Genomic DNA, 16,343 nt, shown 5'->3' on the forward strand with positions numbered 1-16,343 from the left:
ATGTGATCGGCCACGCTCAGGTGGTTACCCGCGAGTAGTCGGGCGTAATGTGCCCACCCAGGAGACCGGACGAGAAAGGCCGCCACCACATGGGAGCCCTCCAGCTCACCCTCGGCGCCGTCGGCGTCGCCGTCAGCGTGTACGCCTGGGGTCTGTTCGTGGCCGGCGTGGTCCGGATGATCAAGATCATCCGACTGGGCCAGCCGGACGCGACGCGCAACGGCCCGTTCTGGCCGCGGCTGCGCACCTTGGTCGTGGAGTTCGTCGCGCACACCCGGATGGCCAAGCTCCGCAAGGTCGCGCCCTGGCACTGGATGGTGATGTGGGGCTTCCTGATCGGCTCCGCGGCGCTGTTCGAGGCCTACGGCGAGGTCTTCCAGCCGTCGTTCCACTGGCCGGTCATCGGCTCGTGGCCGGTGTGGGGCCTGGTGGTCGAGCTGCTCGGCCTCGGCACGGTGGTCGGCGGCGTGGCCCTCGCGGTCATCCGCCAGCTCAACCACCCGCGCCGCGCCGACCGGGTGTCCCGGTTCGCGGGCTCGAGCTTCAAGGCCGCCTACTTCGTGGAAGCGGTCGTGATCATCGAGGGTCTGGGCATCCTCGGCGTGAAGGCGTTCAAGCTGTCCTCCGGCCTGGAGGAGATGCCGCTGTGGTCGTCGTTCGTGACGCTGCCGCTGAGCCACCTGCTGCCGGCGAACCCGGACTGGGTCTCGATCATGGCGATCGTCAAGCTGCTGTCGGCCATGGCCTGGCTGGTGGTCGTCGCCCGGAACCTGACCATGGGCGTGGCCTGGCACCGCTTCAGCGCGTTCTTCAACATCTACTTCAAGCGCGAGGACGACGGCGGCGTCGCCCTCGGCGCGCTGCGGCCGATGATGAGCGGCGGCAAGGTCCTCGACCTCGAAGAGGCCGACCCGGACGAGGACACGTTCGGCGTCGGCAAGGTGGAGGACTTCACCTGGAAGGGCTGGCTGGACTTCAGCACCTGCACCGAGTGCGGCCGCTGCCAGTCCCAGTGCCCGGCGTGGAACACCGGCAAGCCGCTGTCGCCCAAGCTGGTCATCACCCAGCTGCGCGACCACGCCTTCGCCAAGGCCCCCTACCTGCTCGCCGGCGGCAGCAAGGACATGGCGGGCGACGAGGTCGGCCTGACCGAGGACAAGTACGCGGACTACCAGAAGCGCCTGGAGTCCGTCGACGTGCTGGCGATGGCCGAGGCCGAGCGCCCGCTGGTCGCCGGCGCGGCGGAGCTGGGCGTCATCGACCCCGAGGTGCTGTGGTCCTGCACCACGTGCGGCGCGTGCGTCGAGCAGTGCCCGGTGGACATCGAGCACGTCGACCACATCGTCGACATGCGCCGCTACCAGGTGCTGATCGAGTCGAACTTCCCGTCCGAGCTGGGCGGCATGTTCAAGAACCTGGAGAACAAGGGCAACCCGTGGGGCCAGAACGCCAAGGACCGCCTCGCGTGGACCGACGGCCTGGGCTTCGACGTGCCGGTGTTCGACGGCGAGCTGGGCGACACCGAGTACCTGTTCTGGGTCGGCTGCGCGGGCGCGTTCGAGGACCGGGCCAAGAAGACCACCCGCGCGGTGGCCGAGCTGCTGCACACCGCGGGCGTCTCCTACACCGTGCTCGGCCCGGAGGAGACCTGCACCGGCGACCCGGCGCGGCGCGCGGGCAACGAGTTCCTGTTCCAGATGCTCGCCCAGCAGAACGTCGAGGTGCTCAACACCGTCTTCGAGGGCCGGGAAGCCGGCCGCCGCAAGATCGTGGTGACCTGCGCGCACTGCTTCAACACCCTGGCCAACGAGTACCCGCAGGTGGGCGGCCAGTTCGAGGTCGTGCACCACACCCAGCTGCTCAACCGCCTGGTGCGCGAGCGCCGGCTGGTGCCGGTCGCCGAGGTCACCGAGGACGTGACCTACCACGACCCGTGCTACCTGGGCCGGCACAACAAGGTCTACGAGGCACCGCGCGAGCTGGTCGGCGCGTCCGGCGCGAACCTGCGCGAGATGCCCCGGCACGGCGACCAGTCCATGTGCTGCGGCGCGGGCGGCGCGCGGATGTGGATGGAGGAGCGGATCGGCAAGCGCATCAACGTCGACCGCGTGGACGAGGCCCTGGGCACCGCGCCGTCGAAGATCGCCACCGGCTGCCCGTTCTGCCGCGTGATGCTCACCGACGGCGTGACCGCCCGGCAGAACGAGGGCCAGGCGGGCGCGCACGTCGAGGTCGTGGACGTGGCGCAGCTCCTGCTCACCGCCGTGCGCCGCGGCCAGGACTCGCCGGCCGCCGAGCCGGAGGCCGCCGACGCGTGACCGGCTGAAAGACCACCGAGGCCCCTCCGCCGTCGCGGAGGGGCCTCGGTCGTTGCACGGCCCGGTCGCGCGGGTCAGTCGTGCGGGTCAGTCGTGCACGGCCCGGTCGCGCGGGTCAGTCGTTGTCCGCGATCCGGTCGTAGACCAGGTTGAGCACCCAGCTGGTCAGGGCCACGATGATCGCGCCCCAGAACGCCGGCCAGAAGCCGGTGACCTGGAACGGCAGCCCGAGACGCTCGGCCATCCAGCCTGTGAGCCAGAACATCAGGCCGTTGACCACGAGCCCGATCAGGCCGAGCGTGACGATGTAGAACACGCAGCCGAAGAACTTCACCACCGGCTTGACGACCGCGTTGACGAGCCCGAACAGCAGCGCCACGCCGAGCAGCGTGCCGACCTTGGCCGGTGTCGAGCCGTCACCCAGGTCGATGCCGGGGATGATCGTGGAGACCCAGACCGCCACCGCGGTCAGCAACACCTGCACCAGAAAGCCCATGCCGCGCAGGCTAGTCGCTGACCGTGCTCCGACCGGGTCAGGCGCGACGCCTGCGCGCCGCGAACCAGGCCACCCCGCCGCCACCCACCAGCAGCCCGCCGATCAGCAGGAACGGCCCCGGCGACGCACCGGTCCCGGCCAGACCGCCCGGCGACGGCACGACCACCGCCGTCGCGCTCGTCGTGGTGGTTCCCGCTGTCGTGGTCGTCGGCGTCGTGGTCGCCGGCGGCGGCGTCGTGGGCGTCGTCGTCGGCGTGATCACGACTACCTTCGCGGCCGACTCGTCGTTCGCCCGGTCCGCGTCGGGCTCCTCGGTGACCACCCGGAAGCGCACCTCGTCCAGCGGCTCGGTCAGCTTCACCGTGACCGTCACCTCGACCCGGCCACCGGCTGGCACGGCGTCGGCGGTCCGCCAGACCCCCTGCCACGGCACCGCGCCCACGACACCCGAGACCGCCAGCCGCGACACCGGCGCCAGCCCGATCCGCACCGGCACGGTGCCCCGGTTCTCCAGCGGCACCACGACTTCCAGCAGGTCACCGACCCGCGCCGGGCCGTCCGGCGTGACGGTGAGCGGACCGGCCGCCGCGTCGTGCACCGCCTCGAAGTAACGCGCGTCGACCCGCACGTCCTGCCCGCCCGCGACGGTGATCCGGCGGTCCGCGGGGACGTCGTGCCCGGTCGTCGGGTCGACCAGGAGCAGGTTTTCGGCCGCGCCGGGCGTGCCCGGGGAGAAGGTGAACTCGCCGTCCGGGACGTCGTGCACGCGCTGCACCCCGTCCGGGCCGGGGTGGTCGGCGGTGAGCGTGACGGGACCGCTCACGGCGTAGGTCCGGCCGGTGCCGGGTTGCGGGAGGGCGCGCTCGCCGTCCTGCTTCACGCCGTCGCCGTCGACGTCCCAGAAGCTGTAGCCCCAGACCGTCGCGCCCTTGATCCCGAAGTCGAACGTGCCGCCGGCCTCCTCCGGGAAGAACGAGGAGGTCGTGGTCGCCCGGTACACGTCGGTGTTGTGGTTGTAGATCGCCAGCGGGACGTCGGGCAGGTCCGCCCGGTAGCGGCCGGTGCCGTCGGTGCCGAACTCGCCGATGAACTCCTTGGTGGCAGCGTTGAACACGCGCACCGCGCGACCGTTCGCCAGCGGCGGCTCACCGGCGTCCACCACGCCGTTCTCGTTGCGGTCGAACCACACCAGACCGGTGATCGAGGTCGTGTCGTCCTGCGCCTGGGCCAGGCCCGGCAGCAGCACCGCGAGGGCGGCCGCGCAGCCGGCCGCCCAACGTGCGTTCTTCACTTGTCGTCCCCCGGAAATCGCCGTATGCGGGGCTATCGGCCACCCATCAGGTGATGTTTCGAGATCTGGATCACACGCGTGGCGCGCGCCCGGCGGTCGGTGGTCCTACGGTCGGACCATGACATCCACGGGCGCTGCGGAGACGTCCGCGGCCGAGACGGCCAAGGGCGGCGAGAGCACGCTCACCGTGCTGCTGGCCCTGGCGGTGAACCTGGCCATCGCGATCATGAAGGCGATCGCCGGCGTGATCACCGGATCGGCCGCGATGCTCGCCGAAGCCGGGCACTCCGTGGCCGACACGTTCACCGAGGGCCTGCTGCTCACCGCGCTGCGGAGGTCCGAACGGCCGGCGGACCGCCGGCACCCGTTCGGCTACGGCAAGGACCGGTTCTTCTGGTCGCTGCTCGCTGCGGTGTCGATCTTCGTCTCGGGCGCGGTGTTCGCGTTCTACGAGGGCGTGCACACGGTGTTCGGCGAGCCGACCGAGCAGACCAGCCCCGGCGTCGGCTACCTGGTGCTGGCGATCGCGTTCGCGCTGGAGTCGGTGTCGTTCACCCAGGCGTTCCGGCAGGTCCGGCGCGGCGCCCGGGAGGAGGGCCGGTCGGTCGTGGCGTTCCTGCGGATGTCCGACGACCCGACCGTGAAGACGGTGTTCTTCGAGGACTCGGCCGCGCTGGTCGGCCTGCTGCTCGCGTTCGGCGGGCTGGGCCTGCACGACCTGACGGGGTCGTCGGTGTGGGACGGCGTGGCGTCGCTGCTGATCGGCGTGCTGCTGGCGTTCTGCGCGTACGTCCTCGCGGGCACCAACCGGGGCCTGCTGATCGGCCGTCAGGCGGACCCGAAGCTGGTCAAGGCGGTGTGGGACTACCTGCGCGAGGTGCCCGAGGTGGAGCAGGTGGTGGACCTGCTGACGATGGCCGTGGGCACCGACCGGGTGCTGCTGTGCGCGCGGCTGGACTTCGACGACGCCCTGTCCGCGGCCGACCTGGAGCGGGCGTGCGTGCGGATCGACGGCGAACTGCGGGCCAGGTGGTCGGACTTGGACGAGGTCTTCCTGGAGCCGGTGCCCAGGACGGACCCGCACCTGCGCGAACGCGTCCTGGCCAGGTACGGCGACGTCTTCCGGTCCTCGGACGCGCCAGCCCCGGACGGGCGCTAGCGCCGGGTGTCGCTGCGGTGGAAGTTGAGGTGGGCGCGCGAGGGCGTCGGCCCGCGCTGCCCCTGGTAGCGCGACCCGGCCTGCGCCGAGCCGTACGGGAACTCGGCGGCGGAGCTGAGCCGGAACAGGCACAGCTGCCCGATCTTCATGCCGGGCCAGAGCGTGATCGGCAGGTTGGCCACGTTCGACAGTTCCAGCGTGATGTGCCCGGAGAACCCGGGGTCGATGAACCCGGCCGTCGAGTGCGTGAGCAACCCGAGCCGCCCCAACGACGACTTGCCCTCCAACCGACCCGCCAGGTCGTCGGGCAACGTGACCAGCTCGAACGTCGACCCGAGCACGAACTCGCCGGGGTGCAGCACGAACGGCTCGCCGTCCTGCGGCTCCACGAGGGAGGTCAGGTCGTCCTGCTGGATCGACGGGTCGATGTGCGTGTACCGGGTGTTGTTGAACACCCGGAAGAACCGGTCGAGTCGGACGTCGATGCTGGACGGCTGCACCATGACGTCGTCGAACGGCTCCAGCACGAGGCGGCCCGAGTCGACCTCTTTGCGTAGATCGCGGTCACTCAACAACACGACCACAGCCTATGTGTATGATCGGACCCGCACCGCACGCGGGTGTAGTTCATTGGTAGAACGACAGCTTCCCAAGCTGTAGAGGCGGGTTCGATTCCCGTCACCCGCTCGTAGCGCGAAGGCCCAGGTCAGAGTCGACGACCTGGGCCTTTGTCATGTCCCGCGCGCGAGCCGAGAGCGCTCCGCGTCCTGGTACCCGGCGAAACCCCCGCGCACTGCGGCAACCCCGGAAGGTCGCGGACCGGAAGCGAGATCGCCGCCCCGATGACGACAGCGTCGCGCGCACATCGCACGACTCCGGACCCCGGACTGGGATACGGTTGTGCACAGTCTTCCCCGCGCGAGCGGGGGTGATCCGCCCTGATGACGGAGTCGAGCGGGATACGCCGTCCCGCCGGAGCGGGACCTGCTCGGTATGATCCACAACGCAGGTCAACGGGTCCTCCTCAACGCGCGTCGCCCAGTTGTTCCGGAGGCCGAGACCATGACCAGTGCACGCCGCTTGGCCGGCTACACGTTGGACGATTGGGAGCGCCTTGAGCCTGCGGAAGGCCACCGCGTCGAACTGGTCGACGGGCGGTTCGTGGTGAACGCCGCCCCAGCCGTGGCCCACCAACGTGTCGCGGATCGGCTGTGCCGACTGCTGGATGACGCAGTCGCGGACGGCGGCATGGAGGCTGTGACAGCGGTCGGCGTGCGCATCGCACCAGGGCTGGGCTACATCCCGGACCTGGTTGTCTGCACGGAGTTGGTGGAGACCCCCACGGTCGCCGTGGAATTGGTCGCGCTCGCGGTCGAGGTGGTCAGCCCGTCCACGGCACGTCGCGATCGGCTGGAGAAGCCCGCCGCGTTCGCCGCAGCGGGGGTCCCTGCCTTCTGGCGGGTCGAAATCGGAGGCGTAGATGGTCCGATCATCTACTGCTACCGGTTGGACCAAGACGTGTACGTGGAGGTGGCGACGCTCCGAGCCGGTGCCACCGGGACGGCGGACGTCCCCGGTGGGATGACCGTGACGGTCGACCCCGCCGACCTGATCGGCTCACGCCGCCCCGGTTCGTAATCGCGACAGAACTCTGTGGTGACACCCCCCAGGCTTCCTGGGCTGTAACGGCGGGTTCGATTCCGTCACCCGCTCGTAGCGCGAAGGCCCAGGTCAGAGTCAACGATCTGGGCCTTCGTCGTGATCCGGGTCCCGATCCCCGCTCCGGCACTCGCCACCCCGGCGGGTGTCCCGGGCCCATCGTGGCACGAGCCCCACCGCCCGGTATCGCGCCCAGGCCGGCGGTCGACGGGCCGTTGGCTATGTCGTCCTGGACTCCGCGCGGTCCGTCATGGACGGCCGGTGCGCCTATGCCACAGGCGAGTGGAATGGGTCCATGGCGGCAGGGGTGACACGGCGCTCTTGGTGCGCCAAGATGCGGGCCTCATTTCGCGCGATCAAGCCGAGGACAGAATGCCACTGCGCCGCAGGACCGGGGTAGACACCACGTGGTTGGACGAGACGGCGAGCCCCAACGGCAAGCCGCTTCCGCCGAGCGTCGTCAGGACGTGGGCGGCGTACGTGGACGCCGCGAAGCGGGCCCGTCGCCGGCACGGCTTACTGGAGGTCACGTCGATCCTTGCGGCAGCGGCGATTCCGCCGGTGGCCCTGCTGACCGAACTGGACCTGGCGACTGCGCTGCTCGGGGCGACGGTGGTCGCGTCGAGCGCGCTGCGCCCGCTGTTCCAGTGGAAGGAGAACTGGCTGGCCAGAACGAATGTGCGTTACACGATCGAGCGCGAGGTGAATCTTTACACCATCGGGGCCGCCCCTTACGACGACCCCGATTCGGACCGGAAGCTCGTGCAAACTGTCGAACAAATCGCATTCGACGAACGTCAGAAGTGGGTGGCGCGCCGAGAGGTGACCACTGACGCCCCACGCTCGCCCGAGTCCTCGTGATCGGGTACCGGAGCGGCGGACTTCTCGATCGTCGCCCCAAGTTCAGAGCGCGGGCAGCAGAGCGGCTCCCCAGAGCTTCAGCCAGGTGTACGCGCCGGCGGTGAACCGGTCGAACGGGCCGCGCGGCTCCTCACGCTTGAGCACCACCCTGCCCCGGGCCAGGACGGCGATCACCACCACCACAACCCCGACCGTCACGACCGGCGCGGTGGTCAGGCCCCACCAGAGCAGCAGACCGACGGCCAGGAGTTGTGCCCACGCGAACAGCACGACGGCCAGGTCACCGAAGACCTCCACGAGGAACCCGCCGACCGCACGCCCCGCGACCAGCGGAGCCCGCACGACTGCCGTCAGCGCACGCTTGACCCACCACGGACGGTCCGACGCACGGCGCGCGGCGTGGACCGCCTTACGTGCGGCAGCCAACTTCGACTCACGGGTCACGTCCCCATGATCGTCCGGCTCGCCCGCCGCACCAAGGCCGGCTACGACAGGCGATCGCGCACGAACCCGGCCATCGCCGCCTGGTCCGCGTCACCCCTGGCCGCGAGCACGATCAGCGCCACCAGCTCCGACTGGGTGATCATCGGGACGAAGCCGTTGACGTAGCAGAACGTCAGCATGCCGATGGCCGCCGTGCGCTTGTTCCCGTCCATGAACGGGTGGTGCACCTTCACGACCCCGTAGGCCAGGGCCGCGGCCTTGTCTGCGACGTCCGGGTACAGCTCGTCGCCGCCGAACGTCCGGGCGGGCGCGGCGACGGCGGACTCCAACCCTTCCGGCTTGATCACCGGGCCGGCGCCGTGGGGGCGTGACAGCTCGATGAGCTCGGCGGAGGTCAGGTACCTCCAGTCGGCCATCAGATCTCGCCCAGGAGCTTCAAGGCCGCGCGGTACTCGGCGTCGATCTTCGCGGCGGCTTCGGCCAGGGACAGCGGAGCCGGGCCGGGGCGGGTCAGGTCGCGGGCGGGCAGCAGGTCGCGGGCGGCACGGCGGTCCGCGGCGGGCACGATCGCGGGCTCGGTCATCGGTCCCTCCTTCGCGGACCGCGAGAGCTTCGCAGGTCGACAGGGTCGCCGAAAGTCGTTTCCCGACCTCACTCGCCGCTGCGCCACGCCTCGTTGTAGCGGCGTTCGCGTTCCTGGTCGGACTCGGTGTTGCGGGCTTTTCGGAACGTGCTGGCCGACGCTCTGGGGTAGCCGTACTTGGTCATGCGGTGGTCGGTGGACTCGATCGCGTACGAGACCGCGAAGTACACGCCGACCACCAGGCCCAGGGAGCCGCAGGCCACGGCCAGGGGCAGGGGGGAGTCCAGGCCCCACACCAGGGCCAGGGCGATGACCACCGTCAGCGGGAGGACCTGGAGGAACGCCCGCACCACGAACCACGCCAGCCACGTCCGCTTGGTGGCCTGGTGGAAGACCCACTCGCGGTACTTCAGCGGCAGGCGGCCGCCGACCAGGTACCAGGCCCGCAGCGGGATCGGGGGGCTGGTCATGAGGTCGCCGCGATCACTCGGGTCAGCACTCGGTGCAGGTCTTCCAGTTCGGCCAGTGTCATCCCGAGCCGCTCGACCACGGCCGGGGGGATGGCCAACGCCTGTTCGCGCAACGCCGCGCCCTCCTCGGTCAACGCCACGGCCAGTTGCCGCTCGTCCGACGACGCCCGGCCGCGGGTCACGTACCCGATCGACTCCAGCCGCTTGAGCAGCGGCGACAGGGTCGCGGGCTCCAGCGCGAGCAGTCCGGCCAGCTCTTTCACCGACAGCGGTTCGCTGCCCCACAGCGCCAGCATCACCAGGTACTGGGGGTGGGTGAGCCCCATGGGCTCCAGCAGCGGCCGGTAGAGGGCCACCACGTTCCGGGACGCGATGGAGAGCGCGAAGCAGACCTGCCGGTCCAGGGCCAGCGGATCGCCCTCGAAAGTTTGTGTACTAATCATTAGTGCACACAGTACTACCGCGACTCCAGCTCCGCCCAGCCCCCACCCGACGCCAGCACGGCCCGCACGCCTGCGGCGTGCTCGACGACACCCGCCAGGTCACCGTGCAGCAGGGCCGCGCGGTCCGCGTCGACCGGCTCCCGGTCGTCCCGCCACAGCTCCAGCGGCAGGCTCACCACGAACACCACCGAGTCGACCAGCCGCGACACCGGCGCGTCAGCGGGGCACGCCGACCGGATCGCGTTGCACGCCCGCACGACCTCCTGCAACCTGGCCACGGCGGACGCGGGCGTGCCGTCCCACTCCCCGTCCGGCCACACCCGCGTGCTCAACGCCAGCCACAGGCGCCACCCGGCGGCCGACTCGGTCTCGTCCCGCGGCACCCAGGAACCCATGCCCTCCACTGTGCGGCGACCGGGCCGGACAAGCCCCATGACGCTGCACACACGGATCGGGCGGCGCATTCGGCCTCGGCAGGCCGAAGTCCACCCGGCTGTCGTCGGTGCCGAAGACGTCCCGTGCGGCCCGGTCGAGGGCCCCCGGCGTGCGCGGGCGACGCATACCCAAAGTTTTTCCGCGAAACTCCGTCATGTCCTCGCGTTTCGCGACTCCTACCCACATGCGAACCGGTGTCAACGCGCGTCCGTCGTCCGCGGCGGGCGCAGGTCGGCATGTCTCGGGGCCGGGAATCGCGCTGGTGGACCCCATACCGCTGTTCCGCGAGGGCCTCTCGGCCGTCGTGCGACGAACACCGGGGCTGCACTGGCTCGGCTCGACCGGGCACCTGCACACGGCCGTCCGCCTGCACGAACGGCTGCGGCCGGACGTGCTGCTGATCGATTCGGTGCTCGACCCGCAGGGCCACCTGGCGACCCTGCTGGTCGGCAACGACCCGCAGCTGCTGGTGATCTCGCTGGTCCGCGAGCCGCACCGGACGGCGAAGTACGTGCGCGCCGCGCTGGCCGCCGGCGTGCGCGGGATGGTGCCCCGGGCCGGCGAGATCGGCGAGGTGCTCCAGGCGATCGTGCGCGGCCACCAGGAGCGGATGTACCTGGACCCGACGCTCGCGCCGCTGGCCGCCGGCTTCACGCCGACCGCCGAGGCCGGGTCGCGCCGCGCGCTGTCCCGGCGCGAGTACGAGGTGCTCCAGCTCATCGCCGACGGCTTGGAGAACCAGGCGGTGGCCAACGAGCTGTACGTCTCGGTGGAGACCGTCCGCACGCACGTGAAGAACATCTTGCGCAAACTCCGCGCGCGGGACCGGACGCACGCCGTCTCGCTCGCCTACCAGGCGGGACTGCTCAGCAGCAACATGAAGTGACCTCGTCTCGTGCGCCACAACCGGGTGGTCGGCCTTGCCGGGGTTACTGACAGGTAATACCCTGTTGTTACCGGTCAGTAGGGGACAGCCCCGACCTTCATGGAGTGAGACGAGATGGGTCACTACAAGAGCAACGTCCGGGACCTCGAATTCAACCTGTTCGAGGTCTTCAACGTGCAGGACCACCTCGGCACGGGGCCGTTCGAGCAGGCGGACGAGGACACCGCGCGCGGCGTGCTCGCCGAGCTGAACAACCTCGCCGTGGGTCCGCTGGCGGAGTCCTTCGCCGACGCCGACCGCAACCCGCCGGTGTTCGACCCGAAGACGCACTCGGCCACGCTGCCCGAGTCCTTCAAGCGGTCCTACCAGGCCCTCTGGGACGGCGAGTGGTACCGCCTGTCGCTGCCCAACGACCTGGGCGGCTTCGGCATCCCGCCGTCGGTGCAGTGGGCGGCGTCGGAGCTGATCCTGGGCGCGAACCCGGCCGTCTACATGTACCTGGCGGGCCCCAACTTCGCGACGGTCGTGCACCGCAACGGCACCGAGGCGCAGCAGAAGTGGGCCGAGCTGATGATCGAGCGCGGCTGGGGCGCCACCATGGTGCTCACCGAGCCCGACGCCGGCTCCGACGTGGGCGCGGGCCGCACCAGGGCCGTGCTCCAGGAGGACGGCTCGTGGCACCTCGACGGCGTCAAGCGGTTCATCACCTCGGGTGACCAGGACCTGACCGAGAACATCATGCACCTGGTGCTGGCGCGGCCCGAGGGCCCCGGCATCGAGGCGAAGGCCGGCACCAAGGGCCTGTCGCTGTTCCTGGTGCCCAAGTGGCACTTCGACCCGGAGACCGGCGAGTCGACCGGCGAGCGCAACGGCGCCTTCGTGACCAACGTCGAGCACAAGATGGGCCTCAAGGTCTCCACGACCTGCGAGCTCACCTTCGGCCAGCACGGCACACCCGCCAGGGGCTGGCTGCTGGGCGAGGTGCACGACGGCATCGCGCAGATGTTCCAGGTCATCGAGTACGCCCGGATGATGGTCGGCACCAAGGCCATCGGCACGCTGTCCACCGGCTACCTGAACGCGCTGTCCTACGCCAAGGAGCGGGTGCAGAGCGCCGACCTGACCCGGATGACGGACAAGACCGCGCCCCGCGTGCCCATCACGCACCACCCGGACGTGCGGCGTTCGCTGATGTTGCAGAAGGCGTACGCCGAGGGCCTGCGCGCGGTGTACCTGTACACGGCGACGTTCCAGGACCGGATCGCCCTGGGCGGCGAGGGCAAGGAACTGGCCGAGAAGGTCAACGACCTGCTGCTGCCGATCGTCAAGGGCGTCGGCTCGGAGCGGGCCTACGAGCAGCTCGCGCAGTCGTTGCAGACGCTGGGCGGTTCGGGCTTCCTGCAGGAGTACCCGATCGAGCAGTACATCCGGGACTCCAAGATCGACTCGCTGTACGAGGGCACCACCGCGATCCAGTCGCTGGACTTCTTCTTCCGCAAGATCATCCGGGACAAGGGCCAGGCGCTCGGGTTCCTCAACGGCGAGATCCAGAAGTTCCTCGACAACGAGGGCGGCAACGGCCGGCTCAAGGAGGAGCGGGCGCTGCTCAAGCAGGGCCTGGAAGACCTCCAGGGGATGCTCGGCGCGCTGGTCGGCTACCTGACCACGTCGCAGGAGGACGTCCGCAACCTGTACAAGGTCGGCCAGAACACCGTCCGGCTGCTGATGACCGCCGGCGACGTGCTGGTGGGCTGGCTGCTGCTGCGCCAGGCCGAGGTGGCGCTGGCCAAGCTCGACGGCCAGGTCTCCGCCCGGGACAAGGCGTTCTACGAGGGCAAGGTCGCGGTGGCGTCGTTCTTCGCCAGGTCCGTGCTGCCGGAGCTCTCCGCCCGCCGCAAGATCGCGGAGACCACCGACAACTCGCTGATGGACGTGGACGAAGCCGCGTTCTGATCCGGACGCGACGACCCGGTTCACGGCGGAAGGGCGGCACCCCCGGTGGGTGCCGCCCTTCCTCGTGTCACGACCCGGGTGCGCCCCACGACATTCGTGGGCGTCGGACCCGCTGCGGTCAGACCTTGTGCGCCTTGGCGGCGGCGAAGCAGTACGCGCCGAAACCGAGGAAGCCGAACGCGATCACGGCCAGCAGGAACACGCCGTAAGGCTGCGCGGCCAACGTGTGCAGCGCCTTGTCCAGGCCGCCGGACTCCGACGGGTCGGCGTTGATCGCCGCGAACCCGACCAGGATCCCGATCAGGCCGTACGAGATGCCCTTGCCGACCCAGCCGATCCGGCCCAGCCGCTCGACCCAGGTCCGGGTGCCGGCGGGCAGGTCGGACATGTCGAGGTCGTCCTCGAACTTCTTCTTGACGCCCTTGCGCGCGATGGCCACGCCGAGCGCGATCACGGCCAGCGCCACGATCCCGACCAGGACCTGGCCCAGCGGCAGCGCGAGCACCTTGGCCGTCCACGACTGCGGCTGCTCGTTCGAGCCGGACTGCGACTGCCCGGCCGCGTACCCGACGGCCGCGACGCCGATCGCGACGCCGGTGATCGCGCGGCCCGCCGACCCCAGCCGGCGGACGATCCGCTTGCGCCCCGCCGGCACCCACTGGTAGCCGGACACGGCCATCACCAGCTGCCACGCGGCGAACGCGAACAGCCCGATCCCCACGACCCACAGCAGCACCGGCCCGAAGCCGGTCTGCGCGAGGGTCGCGACCGCGCCCTTCTGGTCGGCCCGCTCGCCGCTGTCACCGAGCACGACCTGCGCGGTCAACACCGCCAGCAGCACGTGCACCAGCCCGTAGCACACCATTCCCGCCCGGCCGAAGACCTGCACGGCCGGGTGGCGTCTCACCTCATGCACGTTCACGATCGGGTGACTACCCGCTCGTGACCAGCCCCAACCGGAGCCGGCGGGAAACCCCGGACTAGCCGGCGGGCGGCGGGGCCTCGCAGACGATCTTCGGCGACGGGTCGTAGCGCACCGTGTTGGACTCCGAGCGGGACTGGCCGGTGCGGCGGTCCTTGATCGTCCGGGTGTCGGTGACCGTGAAGCCCCGCGCGCCGGCGCTGGCCACGCACGGCGTGGTGCTCTTCTTGATCTCCTGCGGGTCGGTGAAGTTCGACTGCTCGCTGGTGGAGCCGCTGACGTCGTAGTTCTTGGTGCCCCACAGGACGATCTTGATCGTGGACGGCGTCCAGATGGTCTGGATCGCGATGCCCGTGTCGTCCGGGTTGGTGAACTTGATGTCGATCAGGCTGTTGCCCGCGCCGTCCATGAACACCGTGGCCTCGCGGCCGGCCGGGTAGCGCGAGATCCAGTAGCTGTGCTCCTTGTGGCCCGCGTCCTTCATGCCCGCGTGGTAGCCCGCGTTGTACAGCGTGGTGGCGAACTGCGAGATGCCGCCGCCGACCGCCCGGCCCGGCGCGCCGTTCTCGATGATGCCCGCCTCGACGTAGCCCTGCGCGGTGCCGCGCGGGCCGGTGTACTCGTTGAGCGAGAAGGTCTCGCCGGGCTTCACGATCGCGCCGTTCACCTTCTCCGCGACGACCCGGATGTTGGTGCCCGAGTCGCCGGCGAAGCCGCCGGTCTGGAACTCGCCGACGACCTCCTTGATGCCCATCTTGTTCGCCTGCTCGGTGGTGACCTTGGCGGGCGTGTGCTTGTACTCCGCCTTGATCTCGCGCTTGTCCGCGCTCTTGAGCACGTCGAGGAAGGTCGCCAGGGACTTCTCCCAGTCCACGCCCAGGCCGTCCACCGACTCCTTCACGGTGGGCCGGCCGCCGTCGAACACGATCTCGGCGTCCTTGCCCTCCTTCTCGGTGGCCTTGAGCTGCGGGCCGGCGGCCTCGACCACCTTGTTGTTGTCCACCTTGGCGGTCAGCCCGCCGTCCTCGGCGGGCTCGAACGCCAGGGTGGTGGCCAGCTGCTCGGGCGTCAGGGTCGCGTCCTTGCCCTCGCCCTTGATCACCACCGGCGCGGCGACGGCCGGCTTGCCGACCTCGTCGAGCGCCTTCGCGACGCCTTCCTTGGTGGTCTTCACCGGGGTGGTGCCGACCGGCAGGTCGATCGTCCCGCCGTCGGCCCAGGACGCCAGCAGCTTCTCCGACGCGGCCGGCACGTCGAGCTTCTGGCCCTGCTTCGGGTCGACCGCGACGGCGTTCGCGCCCTCGAAGCGGATGGTGCCCTCGGCCGGGTCGTGGTCGGTCTTGGCGCGCAGCGCCTCCAGCGCGGCGGTCAGCTTGGCGCTGTCGCTGCTGGTCGCGATGCCGACCTCGCGGGAGGTGAAGAACGAGGTCACCCGGGTGACCGGGGACAGCGGCTGGTCGCCGGCGCGGTCCAGGGTGGCGTTCCAGTCCAGTTCCAGCCCGGCGGACTTCGGGTCGAACTCGGTGGCCACGTCGCCGGCCTGGGTCTTCACCGGCTGGGCCAGCCGCGGGCCGATCTGGTCGCGCAGCTTCTGCTCGGCGGCGCTGTGGCTGAGCCCGCCGACGTCCACGCCGGCCACGCTCACGCCGCGCGGCACGTTCCCGCTGGACAGCGCGATGTCGGCGCCGTAGAGCACGGCCAGGAAGCCGAGCACGCTCGCCGCGACGATGATCAGCTTGCGGCGGCTCTTGCGGCGCTGGTCGGTCTCCTCGGCGTCGGTCTGCTCGTCAACCATCACCGGGCCGAGCACGGTCGCCTCGGGCTCGGACACCGGCGTGGCGAAGACCGTGGTCTCCTCCGACGGCTTCGGGTTGCGCGGGTTGCCGACCGGCGACCTCTCGGCGGGCACCTGGCCGGCCGGGGCCTGACTTGCGGGGCCTTGACCTGCGGGGTTCTGGCCGGTGGGGCCCTGATTTGCGGGGTTCTGACCTGCGGGGATCTGGCCGGCGGCGAACGCGCGGGTGGCGTCGACCGCCGGGATCGCGCGGGTCTCCTCGGCGGGCGGGACCGCGGGCCGGGCCGGCTCGGCCAGGCGCGCGGGCTCGGCGGGCGGGGTCGGCTGGTGCGCGCTCGTCTCGGCCGGCGGCGTGAGGTTGCGGGTCGACTCGTCGGACAGGATCCGGGTCGCGTCCGACGGCGGCACGGTGCGGACCGTCGGCGCGGCCGACGGCCCGGTGGGCTCGTCCGGCTCCTCCTGCGGCCAGGCGTCCTCGGTCGGCCAGGCGGCCTCCTGCACCGAGGACGCGGCGATCTGCGTCGTGCGCTCCGAAGCGGTGCCCGACGGGCGGACGGGCTCGAAGGCCCTCGTCCGCTCAGCGTCGTACTCCGGTCGCTGGTTCTCCGGCACCGCTCCCCCTCTTGCC

General features: G+C 70.6%; 17 protein-coding genes and 1 tRNA gene. 7 read left to right on the top strand and 11 right to left on the bottom strand.

Annotated elements, in window-relative coordinates; translation table 11 throughout:
* The first annotated feature begins 89 nt into the window (after nt 1-89).
* On the top strand, nt 90-2,318 hold the full coding sequence (locus BN6_RS40445; protein ID WP_041319543.1) for a (Fe-S)-binding protein: 2,229 nt from the start codon (nt 90-92) through the stop codon (nt 2,316-2,318).
* Between the two features lie 115 nt (nt 2,319-2,433).
* Here BN6_RS40445 and BN6_RS40450 read toward each other — a convergent pair whose 3' ends face one another.
* Nucleotides 2,434-2,814 carry a phage holin family protein gene (locus tag BN6_RS40450; protein ID WP_041315699.1) on the bottom strand — a complete coding sequence of 127 codons (381 nt, stop codon included), beginning with the start codon at nt 2,812-2,814 and terminating at the stop codon, nt 2,434-2,436.
* Nucleotides 2,815-2,851: 37 nt separating this feature from the next.
* A complete protein-coding gene (locus BN6_RS40455; RefSeq protein ID WP_041315700.1) occupies nt 2,852-4,105 on the bottom strand; it encodes a hypothetical protein in 1,254 nt (417 codons plus the stop codon).
* A 118-nt stretch (nt 4,106-4,223) separates the two neighbouring features.
* Between BN6_RS40455 and BN6_RS40460 the strand changes: the two genes are divergently transcribed.
* Nucleotides 4,224-5,264 carry a cation diffusion facilitator family transporter gene (locus BN6_RS40460; RefSeq protein WP_041315701.1) on the top strand — a complete coding sequence of 347 codons (1,041 nt, stop codon included), beginning with the start codon at nt 4,224-4,226 and terminating at the stop codon, nt 5,262-5,264.
* On the opposite strand, the gene dcd is transcribed toward BN6_RS40460, so the two are convergent.
* Nucleotides 5,261-5,842: a dCTP deaminase gene (gene dcd, locus BN6_RS40465; RefSeq protein WP_041319545.1), complete on the bottom strand. Its 582-nt coding sequence runs from the start codon at nt 5,840-5,842 to the stop codon at nt 5,261-5,263. The two genes, BN6_RS40460 and dcd, sit on opposite strands and share 4 nt — an antisense overlap.
* A gap of 38 nt (nt 5,843-5,880) precedes the next feature.
* Between dcd and BN6_RS40470 the strand changes: the two genes are divergently transcribed.
* The 3 genes from BN6_RS40470 to BN6_RS42810 all read left to right on the top strand — a co-directional run bounded on the left by BN6_RS40470 (nt 5,881) and on the right by BN6_RS42810 (nt 7,784).
* Nucleotides 5,881-5,951: transfer RNA gene (locus BN6_RS40470), tRNA-Gly, on the top strand.
* Nucleotides 5,952-6,326: 375 nt separating this feature from the next.
* Nucleotides 6,327-6,902, top strand: a complete 576-nt coding sequence (locus BN6_RS40475; RefSeq protein ID WP_158509491.1) for a Uma2 family endonuclease — start codon at nt 6,327-6,329, stop codon at nt 6,900-6,902.
* A 432-nt stretch (nt 6,903-7,334) separates the two neighbouring features.
* Complete coding sequence (locus BN6_RS42810; RefSeq protein WP_158509492.1) at nt 7,335-7,784, top strand: DUF4231 domain-containing protein; 450 nt, start codon at nt 7,335-7,337, stop codon at nt 7,782-7,784.
* A 42-nt stretch (nt 7,785-7,826) separates the two neighbouring features.
* Here BN6_RS42810 and BN6_RS40485 read toward each other — a convergent pair whose 3' ends face one another.
* The 6 genes from BN6_RS40485 to BN6_RS40505 all read right to left on the bottom strand — a co-directional run bounded on the left by BN6_RS40485 (nt 7,827) and on the right by BN6_RS40505 (nt 10,119).
* Nucleotides 7,827-8,228, bottom strand: a complete 402-nt coding sequence (locus tag BN6_RS40485; RefSeq protein WP_148303188.1) for a hypothetical protein — start codon at nt 8,226-8,228, stop codon at nt 7,827-7,829.
* Nucleotides 8,229-8,269: 41 nt separating this feature from the next.
* Entirely contained in the window at nt 8,270-8,644 is a 375-nt protein-coding gene (locus BN6_RS40490; RefSeq protein WP_015105676.1) for a type II toxin-antitoxin system death-on-curing family toxin, read from the bottom strand.
* Nucleotides 8,644-8,811: a hypothetical protein gene (locus BN6_RS47230; RefSeq protein WP_015105677.1), complete on the bottom strand. Its 168-nt coding sequence runs from the start codon at nt 8,809-8,811 to the stop codon at nt 8,644-8,646. The genes BN6_RS40490 and BN6_RS47230 overlap by 1 nt, the downstream gene beginning before the upstream one ends.
* A gap of 68 nt (nt 8,812-8,879) precedes the next feature.
* The gene (locus BN6_RS40495) at nt 8,880-9,281 is read right to left on the bottom strand and encodes a DUF5313 family protein (RefSeq protein ID WP_015105678.1); all 402 of its coding nucleotides are present in this window, start codon (nt 9,279-9,281) and stop codon (nt 8,880-8,882) included.
* Nucleotides 9,278-9,724: a MarR family winged helix-turn-helix transcriptional regulator gene (locus tag BN6_RS40500; protein ID WP_015105679.1), complete on the bottom strand. Its 447-nt coding sequence runs from the start codon at nt 9,722-9,724 to the stop codon at nt 9,278-9,280. The genes BN6_RS40495 and BN6_RS40500 overlap by 4 nt, the downstream gene beginning before the upstream one ends.
* A 14-nt stretch (nt 9,725-9,738) precedes the next feature.
* A complete protein-coding gene (locus BN6_RS40505; protein ID WP_041315703.1) occupies nt 9,739-10,119 on the bottom strand; it encodes a hypothetical protein in 381 nt (126 codons plus the stop codon).
* 302 nt (nt 10,120-10,421) lie between these two features.
* Between BN6_RS40505 and BN6_RS40510 the strand changes: the two genes are divergently transcribed.
* Nucleotides 10,422-11,045, top strand: a complete 624-nt coding sequence (locus tag BN6_RS40510) for a response regulator transcription factor (RefSeq protein WP_231904873.1) — start codon at nt 10,422-10,424, stop codon at nt 11,043-11,045.
* Between the two features lie 114 nt (nt 11,046-11,159).
* On the top strand, nt 11,160-12,998 hold the full coding sequence (locus BN6_RS40515; protein WP_015105682.1) for an acyl-CoA dehydrogenase: 1,839 nt from the start codon (nt 11,160-11,162) through the stop codon (nt 12,996-12,998).
* Between the two features lie 118 nt (nt 12,999-13,116).
* Here the strand turns inward: BN6_RS40515 and BN6_RS40520 are convergent, their stop codons facing one another.
* Together BN6_RS40520 and BN6_RS40525 are read right to left on the bottom strand one after the other, a co-directional pair.
* The gene (locus BN6_RS40520) at nt 13,117-13,905 is read right to left on the bottom strand and encodes a DUF1206 domain-containing protein (protein WP_231904875.1); all 789 of its coding nucleotides are present in this window, start codon (nt 13,903-13,905) and stop codon (nt 13,117-13,119) included.
* A 73-nt stretch (nt 13,906-13,978) separates the two neighbouring features.
* Nucleotides 13,979-16,327, bottom strand: a complete 2,349-nt coding sequence (locus BN6_RS40525) for a VanW family protein (protein ID WP_015105684.1) — start codon at nt 16,325-16,327, stop codon at nt 13,979-13,981.
* Between the last annotated feature and the right edge of the window lie 16 nt (nt 16,328-16,343).

Source organism: Saccharothrix espanaensis DSM 44229 (genome assembly GCF_000328705.1).
Lineage (GTDB): Bacteria > Actinomycetota > Actinomycetes > Mycobacteriales > Pseudonocardiaceae > Actinosynnema > Actinosynnema espanaense.